Below are 20,976 nucleotides of genomic sequence, written 5' to 3'. Positions count from 1 at the left end.
CAATGGGGTTCCTGTGGGAGCGGGCTTGCCCGCGAAGACGTCAGCACTGACAACACCTATTCCAGCAGGAACCCACTATGCCCCACCACACCCCCTTGGCCAGCGCCATCGCCCTGGCCATCGGCAGCCTTGCCGTGCCCGCATTCGCCGCCGAACCCGCCACCAACCTCGACACCGTGGTCGTGGTCGGCACCCACCGCAGCGACGTCACCGCCCTGCAAAGCGCTGCGCCCGTCGACGTCCTGAGTGGCGAAAAACTGCAGGAAACCGGCGCCAGCGACCTGTCCGCCGCGCTCACGGCCTTGTCACCGTCGTTCAGCTTCCCACAATCGCCGCAAGGCGCCTTTGCCGGTTCCATCGCCCAGGGCGCCTCGCTGCGTGGCCTGGCTTCCGACCAGGTGCTGGTGCTGGTCAACGGCAAGCGCCGCCACACCAGCGCCAACGTTACCCGCCAAGGCCTGGTCAACGCCCGTGGCGCGGCGGCAGTGGACCTCAGCTTGATCCCGCTGTCGGCTATCGAGCGGGTAGAGATCCTGCGCGATGGCGCCGCCGCCCAGTACGGTTCGGACGCCATCGCCGGGGTGATCAACATCGTCCTCAAGGAACGCGATGACGGCGGCAACGCCGGCTACCGCTTCGGCGGCTACAAGAAAGGCGATGGCCTGCAACGCAAGCTCAGCGGCTGGAAAGGCTTTGCCCTGCCCAACGACGGTTTCGTTACCCTGGCCTTCGACGCTGGCAGCCAGGACCCGGCCAGCGACACGCGTGACGACAACCGCCTGTTCTACCCCGGCTCGACCAGCATCGACACCCCGCGTGAACAGAACAACCGCTACCGCAACTGGCGCTGGGGCTCGGGCAACGTCTCGGACCAGTACAACTTCACCGCCAACGCCGAGATGGGCCTGAGCGAGGGCCTGAGCGCTTATGGCTTCGCCACCTACGCGCACAAGAACACCGACGCCGAGAACTTTTTCGACCCGCCCACCACCCTGCGTAACAACTACGGTAGCGTGGCGCTGACGCGCTACCCCGACGGCCGCTTGCCAATAACCCGCTATGGCCTGGAAGACTTCGCCGTCACCAGTGGCCTGCGCCTGGAGAATGAAGCACTGGGCAACTTTGACCTGGCGCTGAACTACGGCAACAACCGTGTCGACTCCACCGACCGCGACGCCATCAACCCCAGCTGGGGCACCGCCAGCCCCTCGACCATTTACACCGGCCGGCGCGAAGCCGACCAGACCAACCTAACCCTGGACTGGACACGCGACTTCGCCAACGACTGGCTGTTCAAGCCACTGACCGTTTCGGCAGGGCTGGCCTGGCGCCAGGAGAACTTCGACCTGACCGAGGGTGACGCCGCCGGCTGGTCCAACGGGCCGCTGTTCAACACCGTCGACCCGGTTTCTGGCCGGCGTATTCCCGGTTATTACTCGGGCATCACCCAGGTCGATGCGGTGTCGCTCGACCGCCGGGTGATCGGCGCCTACTTGGATGTCGAAGCCCAGCTCACCGAGAAATTCCAGGCCGGCGTGGCGGTGCGCAGTGAGCACTACTCAGACTTTGGCGACACTACCAACGGCAAACTGTCGCTGCGCTATGACTTCACCCCCGAAATCGCCGCCCGGGCCAGCGCCAGCACTGGCTACCGCGCGCCTTCACTGGTGCAGAGCGGGTTGTCCTCGTTCAGCGTGCAGGTGGTGGAGCAACCGCCGGGCAGTGGCAACTGGGTCGAGGTGCAACAGCGCACCCTGCGGGCCGACAGCCCGGAAGCGGCGCTGCTGGGTGGCAAGTCGCTCAAGCCCGAAGAGTCGACCAACTTCTCCGTGGGCCTGGTCTGGCGCCCGCTGCCCAACGCTTCGGTGACCCTGGATGCCTACCGCATCGACATCGACAACCGCATCACCTTGTCCGACCAGTTGCCGTCGTCGGTGGTCACACCGATTTTCGCCGGCACGCCCTACGCCAGTATCCAGAGTGCGGCGTTCTACACCAACATCGCCGACACCCGCACCGATGGCTTCGAGCTGGCCGGCCACTACCAGCTCGAGCTGGGCGGCTGGGGAAGGCTGGACTTCAACGGCGGCTACGCACGCAACAACACGCGTATCACTGGGCTGGACGATGTGGGCAGCATCCCCGGCAACCAGATCATCGGCCGCAACACCCAAGGCCTGATCGAGGACGGTACGCCCAAGGACAAACTGACCTTGAGCGCCAACTGGCTGTATGACGGCTGGAGCGTCACCGTGGCCCAGCGCCGTTATGGCGAATGGCAGAGCCGCAACGCCGCCAACCCGGCGCTGGACCAGACGTTTGCTGCGCAGTGGGTGACCGACCTGGATGTGTCGTACCGCTTCGATCTGGGCCTGACCTTGTCGGCGGGCGCGATCAACCTGTTCGACAGCCACCCAGACAAGCTCGAAGGCGCGCAGCTGTATGGAGTGCCGAAGTATTCCATCACCAGCCCCGAGGGGGCGCAGGGGGCGTTCTACTACACCAGCGTCAGTTACGATTTCTGATCAGCGACCGCGCTGGCTTGCCCGCGATGAAGCCAGCACACGTAGTGCTGACGACCTGCTGCTGGAGCAGCAGCCCTGTGCTGCTCCAGCATCACCTCCTTTTAATCCCCCGTATTTCCGGGCCTTCAGCGCCTGGCACAGCTCTTGCGATAGCCCTTTGTATCGTCTGCTCCCCCAAGGCCCGCCATGCGCTTGCTCTCGCCCCTCTCCTGGTTGATCTCACCTGCAGCCCTGTTCGCACTCTGGGCCGTGCTGGCCAACGCTGGGCTGTTCCCTGCCAACCTGCTGGTACCACCGCTGGAGGTCTGGCACAGCTTCACCGACCTGTTGGCCACCGGCGAGCTGCAGGAACACCTTTCCGGCAGCCTTTCACGCCTGGCCCTGGGCTTTGTCGGCGGCGCGCTCGGCGGCCTGGCATTCGGCACGGCGCTGGCCTTGTCAAACACCGTGGAGGCCTACTGCGCACCGCTGTTCCACACGCTTCGCCAGGTGCCCAGCATCGCCTTGATCCCGATGTTCGTGCTGCTGTTTGGCGTCGATGAAACCTTCAAGATCGTCATTGTCGCCAAGACCGCGTTCTTCCCCGTGGCCCTGGCCACCTGTGAAGGGGTGCGCGCCATCCCGCGCAGTCACTTCGAGGTCGCAGCGGTGTACCGCCTGCGCTGGACTACATTGGTCGGCCGTATTGCCCTGCCCGCTGCCGTGCCCGCGATCGTCACCGGCGTGCGCGTGGCGTTGACCCGCGCCTGGGTGGTGCTGGTGGCCTGCGAGCTGCTGGCCGCCGACAGCGGGCTGGGGCAGATGATCGAAATGGGCCGGCAGATGCTGCGCATTGATGTCGTGATGGTCGGGGTGGTGATCACCGGTGTGATCGGCTTCACCCTGGATTTTGCCCTGCGCCGCATGGAGCGGCGCTTGTCTGGCTGGCAAAGCCGCTGAGGAGGCAGTGATGAAACGACACAATATCCGTGGCCTGGTGCTGCCGTTGCTGCTGCTCGGCGCCTGGGAATACGCCTCGCGCCAGGACGCTGCCGGCGCCTACGCCTTCGTGCCACTGGCGCAGGTAGGGTCGGCATGGGTCGAACTGCTGGGCAGCGGCGAGCTGCTGATCAACCTGTGGGCAAGCCTGCTGCGCACCTGCACCGGCCTGGCGGTGGGCATTGTCGGCGGCATGGGGCTGGGCGCGCTGATGGCCCTGTCCGCCCCTGCCAACCGCCTGATCGCGCCGCTGTTCCATGCCCTACGGCAGGTGCCGATGCTGGGCTGGATCCCGTTGATCGCCCTGTGGCTGGGCAACGGCGAAAGCGCCAAGCTGCTGATCGTCAGCCTCGCGGCTTTGTACCCCATGGTGCTCAACACCTTCGAAAGCCTGCGCCAGGTCGAAGGCCAGCACCGCGAAGCTGCCCGCGTGCTGATGCTCAGCCGCGCCCAGCAGCTGCGCCTGATCCTGCTGCCTGCCGCCTTGCCGGGCATCGCCGCTGGCGTGCTGCAGGCACTGGCATTCGCCTGGGTGACCTCGGTCGGCAGCGAGCTGTTCCTGTCTTCCGGTGCCGGCCTCGGCAGCCTGATGATGACCGCCGAAGCCGGCGCGCGCATGGAGATCATCGTGGTCTGCGTGCTGTGCATCGGCCTGTGCGGCTACCTGATGTCCTGGCTCTGCACCCTCCTCTCCCGCCGCCTGCTGCGCTGGCGCCCGACCCGTTGAAAGGCCCGACCATGAACGCCATCGCCCATGCTCTACCCACCACCGCCACCTACGGCGCACTGACCCTTCGTGGCCTGAGCAAGACCTACGCCCTCAAGGGCAAGCCGATGCAAGTGCTCAAGGACATCGAGCTGAACATCCAACCTGGCGAATTCGTCAGCATTGTCGGCGCCAGCGGCTGTGGCAAGTCCACGCTGCTGCGGCTGATCGTCGGCCTCGACCAGGACTATCACGGGCAGATCCTGCTCGACCAGCACCCCGTGCGCGGGCCGGGCCTGGAACGCGGCATCGTGTTCCAGGACCACCGCCTGTTCCCGTGGATGACCTTGCAGCAGAACATTGCCCTGGCCCTGAAAAACCACGCCATGCCAGCCACGCACAAGGACCGCCTGGTGGCTGAGCACATCGAGCTGGTGGGCCTGAGCGGTTACGAGCACGCCTACCCGCACCAGCTCTCCGGCGGCATGGCCCAGCGCGCGGCCATTGCCCGGGCGCTGGTGAACAAACCTAAGGTGCTGCTGCTCGACGAGCCGCTCGGCGCCCTCGATGCCCTGACCCGGGTCAGGCTGCAGCAAGAGCTGCAGCGCATCTGGGTGCAGGAGCGGTGCACCGTGATCATGGTCACCCATGATATAGAGGAGGCGCTGTACCTGGGTGACCGGGTGATCGTGATGGATGCCCACCCTGGCAGAATCCGCGAGGACCTGCGCATCGACTTGCCGCACCCGCGTGAGCGCGACAGTGCGGTGCTGCACGCTTACAAACAGCGGTTGCTGGGCGAGCTGGTGGGGCATTGAGCTGCGATCGGAACACCAACCTCAGAAATCGTAGGCGACGCAAGGTGGCCGCTGTAAGCGCGCGTGCCTCATGACGGTCGCGCGACGCCCCCTTGTCGCTGCGCCCCTCCCGCCTCCATAATGATAAGAATTCTTATTTGAATTCGAATGTATGAAGAAGCCTCACAGGGAAGTGCATGCTCAGGTCGATGATCTCTACCGCGACCACCATCGCTGGTTGCGCAGTTGGCTGCAGCCAAGGTTGGCGTGTCGGCACCTGGCAACCGACATGGTCCAGGACGTGTTCGTGCGCATCCTCACCGCTGACAATGCCGCCGAGCGCCTGCGCGCCGTGCGCGAGCCGAAGGGCTATCTCGCCACGATTGCCCGCCGCCTGATGATCGACCACGTGCGCCGCGCGCGCCTGGAGCGGGCGTGGCTGCAAACACTGGCCGAGCAACCGCAGGCGCTGGATATCTCCGAGGAAGAACGCGCGTTGCTGCTGGAAACCCTCTGTGAGCTGGACGCCATGCTGGCCGGCCTGGGGCCGGACGTGCGCCGTGCGTTTCTGCTGTCGCAACTGGAGGGCATGCCGTACAAGGACATCGCCGAACAGTTGGGGATTTCACTGTCATCGGTCAACCGCTACATGGCCAAGGCACTGCACCACTGCCTGCTGTTCAACCTTGAGGCGGGGCTGGCATGACGCTGATCGACCCCAGGCAACGCGAGGCACTGGAGCAGGCCGTGCAGTGGTACACCCTGCTGCAGAGCGGCTCGGCCGGGCCGCAGGACCACCTTGGCTGGCAGCACTGGCTACAGCAGACGACGGCCAACCAATGGGCCTGGCAACAGATCGAGCACCTGCAGCAACGCCTGCAAGGCATCCCCGCCAGCGTCGGCTGCCGCACGCTGGACCTTGCCAGCCAGGCGCAGCTCAATACCCGCCGCACGGTGATCAAGGGCGTGGCCTTGTTGTTGGGCGGCAGTGCCCTGGGCTGGGCCAGCTACGATCAAGTGCACAACGGCATGTGGCTCGCCGATTACCGCACGAAGGTGGGCCAGCGCCTCCCCGTCACACTGGCAGACGGTGGGCAAGTGTTACTCAATACCGACAGTGCCGCCGATGTGCGCTATGACGCGCAGCAGCGTCTGGTGCGCCTGCGCCAAGGTGAGGTGATGGTCACCACGGCCAGCGACCCCGCTGGCCGCCCCTTCTTCGTGCAGACACTGCATGGCCGGGTGCAAGCCTTGGGGACTCGGTTTGCAGTGCGGGTCATACAGGGGCAAACCCAGGTCGAAGTCTTCGAACACCAGGTGCGCGTCCTGCCCAGCCATGGCCAGCCACTGCTGCTGCAGCCAGGGCAGTTCAGCCGATTCTCTGCGGCGCAGGTTGCTGCAGCGAAGCCCTTGGCCGCCGAACAGGATGCCTGGACCCAAGGCCTGCTGGTGGCCAATGAACAGCGCCTCGGCGACTTCATCCCGGAGCTTGCCCGCTACCGTAGCGGCTGGCTGCGCTGCGACCCCGCCGTAGCGGCGCTGCGTGTGAGTGGTACGTTCCCGGTGGATGACACCGACAAGGCCTTGCGGGCGATCACCAGTGTGCTGCCGGTCAGCATCGAACGCCGCACCCGCTACTGGGTGACAGTCAGCGAACTGAACACAGCGTGAAGTTTTTTTCGCATCGATGAGATTTCTTCTCTTTCTCATTCGACTCAGGGGTAACGGGTGCATGACCCGCTTGCCAACATAAGAGAAGCCCTCCATGAAAACGCATCATCCGCTCCGCCCGCTGGCGGCTGGTATCCGCAAGGCGCTGTTCGTTTCGTGCCTGTTGCTGCCCGGCTTCGCCGCCACTGCTGCCCTGGCGGACACCGCCCCCCGCGAATACCACATCGGCCAGGGTGACCTGGGGCAGGCCCTGACCCGGTTCGCCACCCAGGCGGGTATCGTGCTGTCGTTCGACCCGACGTCTACCCAGGGCCAGAAGACTGCCGGCCTTAACGGTGTCTACGGGGTCGACGACGGCTTGCAGGCGTTGCTGTCGGGCAGCCGCCTGCGGGTGCTGCGCGAACGTGATGATCGCTATTTCATTGTCCCGGCAGGCGAAGAAAGCACAGCGCTGGAGCTGTCGCCGACGCAGGTGAACAGTGTAGGGCTGGGGGCGACGACCGAGGGCACTGGTTCGTACACGACTGGAGTGACCAGCACGGCCACCAAGATGAACCTGTCGATTCGTGAGACGCCACAATCGATCAGTGTCATCACCCGCCAGCGGATGGACGACCAGCACCTTGCCAGTATCACCGATGTACTGAAGGAGACCCCTGGCATCACCCTTTCACAAGATGGCGGGGAACGTTTCAACATCTATTCGCGTGGCAGTGCCATCAACAGCTATCAGTTCGATGGCGTCAACACCAGCCAGCAGAACGAGACCCGCAACATGCCCAGCACACTGCTGGACATGGCCTTGTACGACCGGATCGAGATCGTTAGAGGGGCAACTGGCCTGATGAGCGGCTCCGGTGAACCGGGGGGCTTGATCAACCTGATCCGCAAGAAGCCGACGCATGAATTCAAGTCCTACGTCAAAGCCACCGTGGGTGCTTGGGACAACTACCGCAGCGAAGCGGATGTGTCGGGCCCGCTGACTGAAACCGGGAATGTGCGCGGTCGCCTGGTGGCGGCCAAGCAGGATAACCACACTTTCATGGACTGGTACGACCAGAAGCGAGAAATTCTCTACGGTGTCGTTGAGGCCGACCTGAGCGACACCACGCTGGTGCGCTTTGGTGTGGATTACCAGAAGTACCGATCGACCGGCTCCCCCGGTGTTCCCCTGCTCTTTGACAACGGCCAGCAAACCGATTTTTCGCGCGCCACCAGCTCTGGCGCCCGTTGGATGTACGATGATTTCGAGACCCTGAACTACACCGCTACCGTGGAGCAGCAGTTGGCCAATGACTGGAAGCTCAGGGTAGTGACGAACTACATGGACGTTGATCGCGATGCGGACCTGGGCTGGTTCAGGAGTACGACAGGGACGAGCTACCTGAATCAGCAGACCGGTGTTGCCAGCGCCGAGCGGGCGATGATTTCTGCCGATCAAGTGCAGAAAGGTGTCGACGTAAACCTGCAGGGCACCTATGCGTTGTTCGGTCGCGCCCATGATCTGGTGGTCGGCTACAACTATTCGGATTATCAGAACAACCACGACTCCCTGAGCGGTGGCAACACTGACTTCAACTTCTATACCTGGGACAACTACCTGGTACGCGATGGCTATCGTCCCTCGGTGCTGTTGGACATCAAAACCCGACAAAGTGGGTACTTCGTGGCCAACCGGTTCAACCTCACCGATGAACTTCACCTGCTGTTAGGCGCTCGGGTGTCGAACTACAGTTACGACTACAGCTTCACGATGCGCACGACCGGGCTGCACATACCCCGCCAGATGCGTGAGACAGGCGAAGTCACACCCTACGCCGGCGTGGTTTATGACCTGACACCGGAGCAATCCGTCTACGCCAGCTACACCGATATTTTCCAACCCCAATCTTCACAGGACAAAGATGGCCAAACGCTCGCTCCGGTCATTGGCAAGAACTACGAAATGGGTTGGAAAGGTGAATTCTACCAGGGTCGCCTGAATGCCAATGCGGCAGTGTTCAGGGTGGAGCGGGACAACTTCGCGGAACTCGATCCTGGGCAGACCACGCCCTCGGGCTCGTCGGCCTACCGCGCAGTCAACGGTGCCAGGACCCAAGGGTTGGACCTTGAGCTTAGCGGCGAGATCGCGCCAGGCTGGAATATGCAGACGGGCTACAGCCATGCGCGGACCGAAGATGCCGATGGCAATCGCCTGAACACCCAGTTGCCCATGGACACCTTCCGCCTGTGGACGACCTACCGCCTCCCGGGTGAGTGGGAACAGCTGACCGTCGGCGGTGGCGTCAACTGGGATTCCAGCAAGTCATTGACGTTCAAAGAGCTGAACAATGCCAAGGCCAAGGACGACGACTATGCGGTGGCCAGCCTGATGGCGCGTTACCAGGTCAATGACCACCTCTCGGCCACCTTGAATGTGAACAACCTGTTTGATGAGAAGTACTACTCCGGCATGGCCGGCAGCTACGGCCACTATGGTGCACCGCGCAATGCGGTGCTGGATCTGCGCTACGACTTCTGAAGCCTGCCACGGCGCCTGTGCTAATGTCGGTCGACTTGCTTGCCCATCAACATAGAGAGCCCTACATGGACGTACGTTGCACATCGATCGAGGACGTTCGCTCGCGCATCGATCACATCGACCAGAATCTGGTCGCGCTGCTCGCCCAACGCGGCCAACTGGTCGCCCAGGCAGCCACTTTCAAGAAGACCACCGACGATGTGCGCGCACCGGCGCGGGTCGAGCAGGTGATTGCCAAGGTGCGTGCAATAGCCAGCGATACCGGGGCGTCGCCCGACGTGGTGGAACGGGTGTACCGGGCGATGATTGCGGCCTTTATCGATGAAGAGCTGAAAGTGCATGCCGCCTTGAGCCGTGAGTGAACCGCGGTCGCTTCAACACTGCCCTACGCGAACCCGGTAGGAGCAGCCTTGTGCTGCGAAGAGGCCGGTGACAGCAGCGAAAATACGCTGTGCTGTCACCGGCCTCTTCGCAGCACAAGGCTGCTCCTACACGAGAATGCGTCGATTCTGGGACGACGAACGCTCAGCCACTCACCCCGCCAGAATGAAGTCTGCCGCCGTCACCGTCGTGGCGTCGGCCACCCCCACCAGGCGGATCGAGTCGGCAGCGCCGATGCTGACCAGCGTATCAGCGCCGACATCGGCGATGGTGACGCTGGCAGCGAAGGTGGCAGCCGTGATATTGAGCGCGGTGATGTCCAGCCGGTCCTGGCCGCCCGACGCGATGGCATCGAAGTTGATGATCAGGTCGTTGCCAAAGCCTGCAGCGAACTGGAAGACATCATTGCCGTCAGTGGCAATCATCGTGTCGTTGCCCGCCCCACCTGTGACTGTATCGTTGCCAGCGGCACCGTTGATGAAGTCGTTGCCGGCCCCCCCCAGCAAGGTGTCGTTGCCGACGTCACCAAACAGCGTGTCGTTGCCATCGCCACCCTGCAGCAAATCGACGCCGACGCCACCGTCCAGGGTGTCGTTGCCCAGGCCACCCAGCAGCGTATCGTTGCCAGCGCCCCCCAGCAGTGAGTCATTGCCATCACCGCCATCGAGGCTGTCATCGCCACCGCCGCCGTTCAAGGTATCGATACCCAGCCCACCAAACAGCTGGTCGTTGCCGGCGTCACCGTTGAGCGTGTCGTTGCCCGCGTTGCCATTGAGGATGTCGTTGCCGCCGTCACCATTGAGCGTGTCATTACCTGCCCCGCCGTTGATGAGGTTGGCCAGCCCATTGCCCGTGGCGGTGAAGTTGCCCACCCCGGTAAAGGTCAGGTTCTCGACGTTGCCGGCCAAGGTGTAGGTACCCAGCGAGGTCTGCACGGTATCGGTACCAGCACCCGACGCTTCGACCACCACATCGTTGGCATTGTCGACCACATAGGTGTCATTGCCGACGCCACCGACCAGGCGGTCGGCCCCCGCACCGCCATTGAGCACATCGTTGGCGGCCCCCCCAGTGAGGGTGTTGGCCAAGGCGTTGCCGGTGCCGGTGAAGCTGCTGCTGCCGGTGTAGGTCAGGTTCTCGACATTCGCCGTCAGCGTGTAGCTTGCCAGGCTGGTCTGCACCAGGTCGGTCCCGCCGTTCAGCGCCTCGGTCACCGTGTCACCGGCGTTGTCGACCACGAACGTGTCGTTGCCGGCACCACCGTTCATGGCGTCCGCGCCAAGCCCGCCGTTGAGGGTGTCGTTGCCATCGTCGCCGTTGAGGATGTCGGGGTCGTCACCGCCGTTGAGCACGTCGTTACCCAGGCCGCCGAACAGCTGGTCCGCGCCGCCCAATCCGTTGAGGGTATCGTTACCGCCCAGGCCCGAGATCACGTCGTTACCCGCCGAACCGGTCAGGGTGTTGGCCGCGTTGGTACCGACCAGGGTCACACCGGGCGGCACCACGACGGGCGCGGTTGCTGCCGACGTCAGCGTCTCCAGCGTGCCGAAGCCGTCGGTGTAGCGCACGATCACCCGCAGTTGCTGGTTACCCTGGGCAAAGCCCGGGGTGAAGGTGGCCGCCGTTGCGCCGACGATGTTGCTGAAGCTGCTGCCGCTGCCTTGCTGCCACTGGAAGCTGAACGTACCCAGCCCGTCGAGGTCGGCAATGCCAGCGGTGAGCGCGGTCAGCACCTGGCCGCGGTCCGGTGTGGTGTCGCTGATCAGCACCGCGCCTGTCGGTGCATCGTTGACGTTGGCCACCGGGTCGAGGATGTCGGAGGCGACGCTTTCGTGCACGCCGAAGTCATCCACGTAGCTGACCACCACCCGCATGTTCTGCCCCACCTGCGCCTGGGTCAGGACGAAGGTGCTGTTGATGGCGCCGGCAATGTTGACCCAGCCAACGCCCCGGTTCGACTGCCACTGGAAGGTGAACTGCGGGTTGCTCAGGCCGTCGGCATCGACAATGGTGGCCGGGTTGGCCGTCAGCGTCTGGTTCTGAACCAGCAAGCCGGTCACGGCCGGCCCGGCGCTCGGCGCGCTGTTCGGCGCGGAGTCGACGATTTCCAGGGTGCCCTTGGCATCCTGATACACCGCCCGCACCCGAATGCTCAGCCCCGCCACATCGTCGGTCACCCGGTAGGTGCTGCCGATGGCCCGCGACACCTCGCCGGCCGCGACGAAGGTGATGTCCTCATACACCCCCGAACCCGGCAATTGCTCGACCTGCCAGTAATAGGCGACCGGGCCGTTGACCGCGCCGGTCGGGTTGCTTGCACTGGTGTTGTCCGCATCGTGCACAGCCAGGTCAGTGACCCGCAGCAGCTGGCCAGCCACCGGTGTGTCATCGCGTACGCCGGTGGCATCGTCGAGGATCACCAGGTGGCCCGACGGGCCTGCGTTGGCGGCCGTGCCGACACCGGAGGCGATGGCCCGGTCGGAGAACTGCAGCCGCTCGATGCCGGTCAGCCGATCGACGCCGTCACGCCCCGCTACCAGGTCGGTGACAATCACGGTATTGCCATCGACCACGACGTTGTAGTCCGTCGCCACGCCTGAGAACAGCGCGGTGTCGAAGTTGTCAGTGCCTTTCAGGATCTCCCGCACGATCACCAGTTGCCCGGGGTTGTAGGTGCCGTTGAGCATGAACGGTACCATCGGTTCCATGCTGTCGAACGAGGCGATTTCCGGGCCAGTGCCATCGCTGTTGGCGCGTACGCTGATGCGCACGTTGAGCCACTTGTCACCGTCGAGGATATCGTCACCGCCGCGGCCTTCGATCAGGTCGCTGCCGCTGCCGCCGAGGATAATGTTGCCGCCGTCGTAGAACGTCGCGCCAGCCGCCAGCAGATCAGCCAGGCCGTTGATCAGGCTGATGTTGGTCAGCACGCTGCCATTGGCACCGGCGGTGGGCAGCGAGGCGGCATCTTCGTTGTCGCCGCGTAGGAAGTCACCGTGCGCCGAGCCTGACAGGCCCTCCATGATGTCGAAACGCACCAGCGCCGATGCCCCCGAACCCGGTACCGGCGGCACATCGAAGAAGCGGTCGCTGTAGTCGATGGTCACCCCTTGGGCGAGCCCCTTGAAGGTCGCCCAATCGTAGCCGGAGCCGCCGATATAGCGGTCACCGAAGCCGAGGCTGCCGACCATGATGTCGTCGCCCCCTTCGCCGTTGAACTTGTCGTTCTCGTTGCCGCCGATAAACACATCGTTGCCGATGATCGGGTCGTTGCCGAGCGGGTCGAAGTTGTCGCCAGGGGCACCGTCCGAGGTGCCCTTCTCGATCCAGTCGTCGCCTTCGTTGCCCATGTCCTGTTCGTTGGCCTTGCTGCCCAGGATAAAGTCATTGCCCTGGCCGCCGATGGCCTCGGAAGCGTCTTCACCAGTGACGATGAAGTCGTTGCCGAAACCGCCAATGATCAGGTTGATGCCATTACCGCCGTGCAGCACGTCGTTGCCGTCGCCGCCCTGGATATTGTCGTCACCGCCCATGTCGCTGATGATGTCGTCGCCAGCACCACCGCGCAGTTGGTCGTTGCCGTTGCCGCCTTCGATGCGGTCATTGCCGGCATCGCCCCAGACCGTGTCGTCCCCCCCGCCGGAGACGAGCACATCCGCGCCGTTGGTGCCACCCAGCACTATGTGCTCGTCACCGGCATAGCGGATGTAGTTGCTGTCCGGCCCTGCGGTCAGCGGGCTGTCGCGGAACACCACCTGCTGGCCGTTCTCGCCCAGCGGGTCGGCATTGCCCAGGCCATCGTTGTACTGCTTGCTGCGGTCCACTTCGAGGTAGAACGCCGGGTCCGAGAACACCAGGCCCGGCAAGTGGGTGGCCGAGGTGTTGGCCATGATCAGCTTGGCGAACGAGTTGCTTTCCAGTTCCGCGTTCATCGACAGGCCAGCGGTGCGCTCCAGGTAGTAGAAGCGGTCGCCGTCCTGGAGTTTTTCCAGCTGGTTCTCGAACACGAAGTTGAACGTTGAACCGAGCATGCCGCCGAACGGAGTTTTTGCCTCGGCCAGGCCGCCGATCCACAGGTCGATGGCATCGACACCGGTCACCGTGACGCCCTTCAGGTCATCGGCCGTGCCCAGCACGCCGTCCTTGCCCGGCCGTGTCACGTTGGCCCAAGCCCCGGTGCCGTTGAGGAAGTCGAGCCGATCAAGCGGCGAACCGTCGCCGCCGAACACCAGCGCCATCGCCGCCGCACGCTTGTCCACCAGGGTGGTTGCCCCGGTGATGGTGCTGTGCGTGCCATAGGCGGCGATGAAGTTGATCAACGACTCCGGATGCTTGAGGTGTTGCACCAGGTCGACCCAACTGGTGTAGGGCTTGAGTTGGGTATCGCCGGTTTGCCCATAGATGTCGCGGCGTACGGCGTTGAGCGAAGGGATACCCACATCGCGGCCACGGGCGATGTTGATCGCCGGCAGGTCGAGCGGCAGCCCGAGCAGGTTGTTGCGCAGCGCCTCGGTGACGAACTCGTCGATTTCGTTACCGGACTGGCGGGTAACCCCGCGCACGATGGCACTGGTCGCATCCTCGGGGGTGACGCCACTGGCGGCGTACGCCAGCGGGTTGAGGAATGCGGCGATCAGGCCCAACTGTTGGTCGGGGTCGGCGCTGGAGGGGTCTTTGACCACGTTGAAGTCGATGTCGAAACGGTCGACGGTCTCGGTCAGCATCGAGTGGCCGAAGCGGTACACGGTGTGCGCGAACTCGGCGACGATCGAGGCGTCGAGGTCGACGTCGTACACCTGGGTCGGGGCGAAGAACAGGTCGACACGCGGTTGGACGGTGCGGGCGAACTCCTCGAACACCAAATGCTGGTACTGCATCTCGGTACCGAACTTGGCCGCCTGGAACAACCGCTCGCCATTCCACACCAGTGCATCGATCTCGGCCTGGCTGGCCGGCAGCGCGTTGACCGGGTTGAGCAGCCACTCGTTGAGGAAGCCCACGTCGCCCGAATCAAGCACGGTGTCCTTGGTCTGCGCCACCAGCCGGTTGTGCTCGGCGTGGAAGATCGCGTGCACGGCGGTCAGGCCGATGTTTTCGTTAACCCGGCCGTCGCCCGCGATGTAGTGCGCATCCAGCAACTCGTTGTCGTAGGCCAGGTTGGCGCCGGTCTGCGGATTGACCGGGACGGCGTTGCCGACCTGGGTACCGGCATCGGGTGCCAATACACCGCCGTTGAAGACTGGCACGGCATTGTGGGCGATGTCGGCAAGGAACTCGTGCCCCGTGCGTACGGCGTTGGTCAGGTCGATCGGCGCCAACGGGTTGCCTTCGACCAGCACGTCATCCGCCGTGCCGCCCAGGCCATCGGCGCCCTTCATGACCACCATCGGGTAGCCATTGGGCCCTTTGATGAAGTTGCCATAGGCATCGGTCGCCAGCAGCGGAACGTTGTTGACGTCGGCATCGGTGAGGTGAATGCCAAGCAGGTCATTGGCCTGCGCCTTGACCACTTTCCAGGTCGCCATGCCGCCAATTTCGCTGTCGTCGGCACTGCCGAACTTGCCATCGGCGCCCAGGTCGCGGTTGGTGATCAACCGGCCCGTGGCGACGGGGCCATGGTCCGTCATCTGATAGCCGCGCAGGAACACCTGGTGCGACGGGTGCGAACTGTAGGTCTGGTTCTGGTCCACGAATGGCGTGGTGGTGTTGCTGTGCTCATGGATGTCGTCGGCGTTGCCGAGAATGCCATCCGGCCCTGGCTGGTTGGTGGCCCGGGTCAGCACCATGAAGTTGGTGTTGCCACCCGGCACATACAGCGGATCATCCGGTTGCAGCGGAATGTACACGGTACCCGAACCGCCCTTGGTGACCAGGTCCAGGCCATGGTCGAAGAACTGGCCAAAGAAGGTCATCCAGGCGTTGAACGGCGCAGACAGCCCGGCATCCGCCGTGGTGTTTTCGAACAGGTACACGTCGTGGTCGTCATTGGTGCCGAACTGCCCGTCCAGGCCGGGGCTGGCGACGACCCGCACGCCATCCTTGAGCACATCGTCGTTACCCGGCGTGCCGAAGTTGAGCACGCCGTCGGTGCCAGGGTCGTAGGCCGTGGCATAGGCGGCCGGGTTGTTCGAGGTCTGGTCGACGATCAGGTTGCTGATGGTACGCGGCTGCGAGTCGAACACTGCGCCGCTGGTTTGCTGGTAGGACGACCCTGGAATGGCCGGCGAGCCTGGGCCGAAGAAGCCGGCAGGCGCGCCTTCAGCGGGGTTGAACACCGGGTCGGTGAGGCGTGGGAAGACATTATCGGCCGCCCCGAACTGGGTGTTGTTGATGCCGTTGAGGTTCATCAGGTTGTTGTTCGAACCGTCGACTGCTCGCAGCCCCAAGGGTGCACGGATATTCGGTATCAGCGAGAGGATGTCCTGCCCGGCGGCATCAGCCTCGGCGATCTTGATTTGCGCGAGGATGAAGTTGAGGTCGGAACGGACCATGTGCAGGCCTGCGCCACCTTCGCTGGCATCAACCACCGGCGTCGGCGCGGTCGGCACCACGGGGGCGCCCGCCTCGACCACGGCCGTGGGTTGCGAGAACAGCACTTCAGTGGTGCCGTGCGCATCCTGGTAGATCGCCTTCACCCGCAGTGACAGCCCGGCAAGGTCTGGCGAGACCTTGAACGCCGTGCCATCGGCGCTTTGGAACGCCAGGTCGCCGGCCGGCAGCAGGATGATGTCCTCGAACACACCGCTACCCGGGTTCGCCTCGAACTGCCAGTAGTAGGACACCGAGGTGTTGTTGAGCACGCCTTGCGGATTGGTCGGCGACACATTGTCGCCATCGCGCACCCCGGCCATGCTCACGGTCAGCATGTCGCCCACGGTGATCGCGCCAGCGTTGTTGTCGGTGACCGTCGGGCTGCCGGTTGGCTGCGCATTCACGCCGGTCACCAGCACGCGCTGGCCATCGGCAAATTGCAGGCGCTCGATATGCAGCAGGGTGTCGACGCCGTCACGGCCGGCAACGGTGTCGGTGACCGTCCATACATCGTCCGACACATCGGCCGTGCCACGGTTGTTCTGGGTAACCACATAGTCGGCCTGAACACCGGAGAATACAGCGGTATCGAACGCCGCGCCGCCCGTCGAAGTACCCGGCAGGACTTCCCGCACGGCCTTGAGCTGGCCTGGGTTATAGGTGCGGTCGAGCATGAACGGGATCATGTCGACCATGCTGTCGAAGCTGGCGATTTCCGGCCCGGTATGGTTAACGTCGCCGGCGGCATACACCGCGATGCGCACGTTGATCCACTTGTCGCCATCGATCAGGTCATCGCCGCCGCGGCCCTCGATCAGGTCGCTGCCATTGCCACCGAGGATGATGTTGCCGGTGGCAAAGCCGGTGGTGGGCAAACCGGCATCGGCCAGGAACTGCTGCAGCCCATGGATCAGCGCGACGTTGGTCAGCGCACTGCCAGTGGCACCGCCGTGGTTGAGGATGGTGACTGCATCGACGTCGTCACCCTTGAGCACATCGCCAAACTTGGAACCCGACAACCCTTCGACTTCGGCAAAGCGGTCGAGGATCGAGGCCGGCGAGGCGCCGACCGGGTTGAACACGCCGGCGTTCTGGTTCGGCGCGTTGCCATGGGGCTGCGCCAGCGCGGCCAGGCTCAGGTCGACAGTGACGCCGACCTGGTCATTCTTGTAAGTGACCCAGTCGAAACCGGACATGCCGTCCATCTTGTCCTGGGCATCGCTGCCGACAAAGATGTCATCGCCACCTTCGCCGATCATCTCGTCGAAGCCACCGCCGCCGACGAAGATGTCGTTGCCGATCACTTCGTCACCCAGCAGCGGCGCGAAGTTGTCGCCGGGTGCACCGTCCTGGGTGCCCTTCTCGATCCAGTCATCGCCCTCGTTGCCGGTGGGCGGCAGGTTGGTCTTGGCGCCGAGGATGAAGTCGTCGCCCTGGCCGCCGAACGTGGTGCTGATGTCTTCGGTGGTGATGATGAAGTCTTGGCCATCACCGCCCAGGATCAGGTTGCCGGCAACGCCCATGCTGCCGGCGACGATTACATCGTTGCCGGCGTTGCCTTCCAGGCGGTTGTCACCGAACGAATCGGTGATGATGTCATCGCCCGCGCCACCCAGCACCGCATCATTGCCAGCGCCCCCTTCGAGGCGGTCATCGCCGCCATCGCCGTAGAGCGTGTCGTCACCCTCGCTGGAGATGATGATGTCATTGCCCGCAGTGCCCCCCAGAACCACATGGTCCAGGCCGGTGTAATGCAAGTAGTTGCTGTCGGGGCCCACGGTATCCGGGTTGTCGCGGATCACCAGCGGGACGATTTCCTGGCCATAGATCATGATGCCGCCGGTAGGGTCGGCCTTGCCGTCGGCACCCAGCCCAGTGAACTGGTTGGCCTGGTTCACTTCGAGGGTGAACGTCGGCGTCAGGAACACCGTGTTGGACAGGTGGGTGACGTCGGAATTGAGCATGATCAGCTTGGCAAAGGAGTTGTTTTCAAGCTCCGTGCCGAAGTTCAGGCCCGCTGTACGCGACAAGTAGTAGAAGCGGTCGCCGTTCTGCAGTGCCTCCAGCTGGGTTTCGAAGACGAAGTTGAAGCTCGAACCCAGCATGCCGCCGAACGGCATCTTCTGCTCGGCCAGGCCACCGACCCAGAAGTCGATGGTGTCGACGCCGGTGATGGTCACCCCACTCACGTCGTCCGCAGTGCCCAGCACGCCGTCTTTGCCGGCCCGGGTCACGTTGGCCCAGGCGCCGGTGCCGTTGAGGAAGTCCAGGCGGTCGAGCGGCGCGCCATCGCCCCCGAACACCAAGGCCATGGCGGCGGCACGTTTGTCAGCCAGCGTGGTCGCCCCGGTGATTGTCGCATGGGTGCCGTAGGCGGCGATGAAGTTGACCAGCGAGGCCGGGTGCTTGAGGTGGTCGGCAAAGTCGACCCAACTGATGTAGGCCTTGAGCTGGCTGTCGCCGGTGGCGGCATAGAACTCACGGCGCGCCTCGTTCAGTGAGGGGATGCCGGTGTCGCGCCCGCGGGCCAGGTTCAGCGCCGGCAGGTCGAGCGGCAGGCCCAGCAGGTTGTTGCGCAGGGCTTCGGTGACGAACTCATCGATCTCGTTGCCGACCTGGCGCGTCACGCCGCGAATGATTGCCCCTGCCGCTTCATCGGCCGTCGCCCCGCTGCCAGCGAACGCCAACGGGTTGAGGAAGGCGGCGATCAGGCCAAGCTGCTGGTCGGGGTTGTTGGGGTCGGTAAGAACGGGGTTGAACTCGGGGTCGAAGCGGTCGACGGTCTCGGTCAGCATCGAGTGGCCGAAGCGGTACACCACGTGGGCGAACTCGGCGAGAATGGCCGGGTTGATCGAGGTGTCATAACCGTTGGGCGCCAGAAACTCGTCGATCTGCGGCTGGATGGTGCGAGCGAACTCCTCGAACACCAGGTGCTGGTACTGCATCTCGGTGCCAAACTTGGCGGCCTGGAACAGGCGTTCGCCATCCCACACCAGCGCGGCGATCGCGGCAGGTGTGGTCGGCAGCGCGGCAACGTCATCCACCAGCCATTCGTTGAGGAAGGCCAGGTCGCCTGCGGCGAGGATGGTGTCCTTGGATTGCTGGACCAAGCGGTTGTGCTCGGAGTGGAACACGTGGTGCACGGCGGTCAGGCCGATGTTCTCGTTCACCCGGCCGTCGCCGGCGATGTAGTGGGCGTCGAGCAGTTCGTTGTCGTAGGTCAGGTTGTTGCCACCTGGGCCCACCAGCTGCGCGTTGCCCACCGCGGTGTCGCCGTCGGCCTGCAGCACGCCGCCGACCACCACGGGCGCGGCGTTGTGGGCGATATCGTCGAGGAAGCCGTGCCCGGTGCTGACAGCATTGGCCAGGCTGATCGGCGCGGCGCGATTGCCTTCGACCAGTTGAGTCACATCATCGGCCGTGCCGGCAACCCCATCGGCGCCATTGCTGACGCGCATCACCACCTGCGGCATGCCATTGGGCCCGCGCAGGAAATTGCCATAGGCATCGGTCGCCAGCAGCGGCACGCTGTGCACGTCGGCATCGGTCAGGTTGATACCGAGCAGGTCGCGGGCCTGGGCCTTGACCACGGCCCAGGTGGCCATGCCGCCATTTTCGCTATTGCCATCGTCGGCCGTGCCGAACTTGCCGTCGTCGCCAAGATCGCGGTTGGTGATCAGGCGCCCGGTGGCAATCGGGTCGCCCGCGGCATTGAGCATGTATTCGCGCAGGAACACCTGGTGCGAGGGGTGCGAGCTGTAGGTCTGGCTCTGGTCCACGAACGGCGAGGTGGTGTTGGGCTGGCCATCGTCAGCCGTGCCCAGCACACCGTCCGCGCCGGCCGTGCGTACGGCACGTGGCAGCACCATGAAGTTGGTCGGGCTGTTGGGCACGTACAACGGGTCGTCCGGCTGCAACGGGATGAACACGATGTCGGTGGTGCTCTTGGTCACCAGGTCCAGGCCGTGATCGAAGAATTGGCCAAAGAAGGTCATCCAGGCGTTGAAACCGGCCGTCAGGCCCGCGTCTGCAGATTGGTTGGGGATGAAGAACACGGGCTTGTCGTCAGCGGTGCCGAACACCCCATCGAGGCCAGGGCTCATCACCGGCGCCGCGCCGCCATTGGCTTCGACGGCGGCGGGGTTATTCGGCGTCTGGTCGACGATCAGGTTGCTGATGGTGCGCGGCTGCCCGTCGACCACCGTGCCGGTGCCGGCATAGGCCGCGCGGTACGACGCATCAAGCAAACGCAGGAAGGAATTGTCGGCGGCACCGAACTCACTTTGCCCGGCCACCAAGTTGTTGTAGCTGCCGTCCACGGTGCGCAAGCCAAACGGCACTTGGCTGTTGGGCAGCAGATCGATGAGATTGGCGCCCTTGGCGTGGGCTTCGGCGATGAAGATCTGCTTGAGGATGAACTCCAGGTCCGACTTGCTGAAATTGGCCATTTAGATTGCCCTCGATCTATCGGGAGAAAGACACAGGGCAACAGGGTCCATCCCGCGCCCAGTCAGTACTGACGTGCGCAGTTCGTGGTTCGGTTTTCCGGGATCGGTAGTGCGATGACTTCTGGTCAAGCGCGGTCCGTTGGAGCGGCCCGAATAATCAAGACTAAAGTCGCAGGTTCAAACCTTGTCAATAAGCCGTCGAAAAAATGACTCCCGATGATAATGCGTTGCAACTCGCTGTTTTTACGTGACTTATAAAAAGTTCAAAGAATTTATAGAGCGAAATGATATTACAAGATGTTTCGTTGCAACCTACGCTCCTGCTTGTGGGGCACCGCAGCGTTTTCGGATGATTCGCCTACAGAGCGACCCGCCTGCGTGCCGTCCAGAAGCCACATCTAGAGCAGTCCAGAGCGCC

9 protein-coding genes are annotated in these 20,976 nt (G+C 63.9%); 8 read left to right on the top strand and 1 reads right to left on the bottom strand.

Going from position 1 to position 20,976, the window contains the following annotated elements; all coding sequences use genetic code 11:
- Window positions 1–77 precede the first annotated feature (77 nt).
- The 8 genes from LOY53_RS09845 (at window position 78) to LOY53_RS09810 (ending at window position 9,560) form a co-directional block, all read left to right on the top strand.
- The gene (locus LOY53_RS09845; RefSeq protein ID WP_258703933.1) at window positions 78–2,525 is read left to right on the top strand and encodes a TonB-dependent siderophore receptor; all 2,448 of its coding nucleotides are present in this window, start codon (window positions 78–80) and stop codon (window positions 2,523–2,525) included.
- A gap of 186 nt (window positions 2,526–2,711) precedes the next feature.
- Window positions 2,712–3,464 (top strand): ABC transporter permease, encoded by a 753-nt coding sequence (locus LOY53_RS09840; protein WP_252823527.1) that lies wholly within the window; start codon window positions 2,712–2,714, stop codon window positions 3,462–3,464.
- Window positions 3,465–3,474: 10 nt separating this feature from the next.
- Window positions 3,475–4,230, top strand: coding sequence for an ABC transporter permease (locus LOY53_RS09835; protein ID WP_252823526.1), 756 nt, complete (start codon window positions 3,475–3,477; stop codon window positions 4,228–4,230).
- 11 nt (window positions 4,231–4,241) lie between these two features.
- A complete protein-coding gene (locus LOY53_RS09830; protein ID WP_252823525.1) occupies window positions 4,242–5,027 on the top strand; it encodes an ABC transporter ATP-binding protein in 786 nt (261 codons plus the stop codon).
- A gap of 151 nt (window positions 5,028–5,178) precedes the next feature.
- Window positions 5,179–5,712: a sigma-70 family RNA polymerase sigma factor gene (locus tag LOY53_RS09825; RefSeq protein WP_252823524.1), complete on the top strand. Its 534-nt coding sequence runs from the start codon at window positions 5,179–5,181 to the stop codon at window positions 5,710–5,712.
- Window positions 5,709–6,677 (top strand): FecR domain-containing protein, encoded by a 969-nt coding sequence (locus LOY53_RS09820; protein ID WP_258703932.1) that lies wholly within the window; start codon window positions 5,709–5,711, stop codon window positions 6,675–6,677. Before LOY53_RS09825 ends, LOY53_RS09820 begins: the two co-directional genes overlap by 4 nt.
- Before the next feature lie 94 nt (window positions 6,678–6,771).
- Complete coding sequence (locus LOY53_RS09815; protein ID WP_258703931.1) at window positions 6,772–9,198, top strand: TonB-dependent receptor; 2,427 nt, start codon at window positions 6,772–6,774, stop codon at window positions 9,196–9,198.
- A 65-nt stretch (window positions 9,199–9,263) separates the two neighbouring features.
- Window positions 9,264–9,560, top strand: coding sequence for a chorismate mutase (locus LOY53_RS09810; protein WP_252823522.1), 297 nt, complete (start codon window positions 9,264–9,266; stop codon window positions 9,558–9,560).
- 171 nt (window positions 9,561–9,731) lie between these two features.
- Here the strand turns inward: LOY53_RS09810 and LOY53_RS09805 are convergent, their stop codons facing one another.
- Window positions 9,732–20,558, bottom strand: a complete 10,827-nt coding sequence (locus tag LOY53_RS09805) for a peroxidase family protein (RefSeq protein WP_258703930.1) — start codon at window positions 20,556–20,558, stop codon at window positions 9,732–9,734.
- Window positions 20,559–20,976 lie beyond the last annotated feature (418 nt).

Source organism: Pseudomonas sp. B21-031 (genome assembly GCF_024748985.1).
GTDB lineage: Bacteria > Pseudomonadota > Gammaproteobacteria > Pseudomonadales > Pseudomonadaceae > Aquipseudomonas > Aquipseudomonas kermanshahensis.
The sequence above is the reverse complement of the archived record's forward strand: the minus strand, read 5'-3'. Positions and strand labels throughout refer to the sequence as shown.

Bases quoted from the DNA above. Each gene is read 5' to 3' on its own strand.
- LOY53_RS09820 (WP_258703932.1), top strand. From the start codon at position 5,709: ATGACGCTGATCGACCCCAGGCAACGCGAGGCACTGGAGCAGGCCGTG.
- LOY53_RS09835 (WP_252823526.1), top strand. From the start codon at position 3,475: ATGAAACGACACAATATCCGTGGCCTGGTGCTGCCGTTGCTGCTGCTC.
- LOY53_RS09825 (WP_252823524.1), top strand. From the start codon at position 5,179: ATGAAGAAGCCTCACAGGGAAGTGCATGCTCAGGTCGATGATCTCTAC.
- LOY53_RS09845 (WP_258703933.1), top strand. From the start codon at position 78: ATGCCCCACCACACCCCCTTGGCCAGCGCCATCGCCCTGGCCATCGGC.
- LOY53_RS09830 (WP_252823525.1), top strand. From the start codon at position 4,242: ATGAACGCCATCGCCCATGCTCTACCCACCACCGCCACCTACGGCGCA.
- LOY53_RS09805 (WP_258703930.1), bottom strand. From the start codon at position 20,558: ATGGCCAATTTCAGCAAGTCGGACCTGGAGTTCATCCTCAAGCAGATC.
- LOY53_RS09810 (WP_252823522.1), top strand. From the start codon at position 9,264: ATGGACGTACGTTGCACATCGATCGAGGACGTTCGCTCGCGCATCGAT.
- LOY53_RS09815 (WP_258703931.1), top strand. From the start codon at position 6,772: ATGAAAACGCATCATCCGCTCCGCCCGCTGGCGGCTGGTATCCGCAAG.
- LOY53_RS09840 (WP_252823527.1), top strand. From the start codon at position 2,712: ATGCGCTTGCTCTCGCCCCTCTCCTGGTTGATCTCACCTGCAGCCCTG.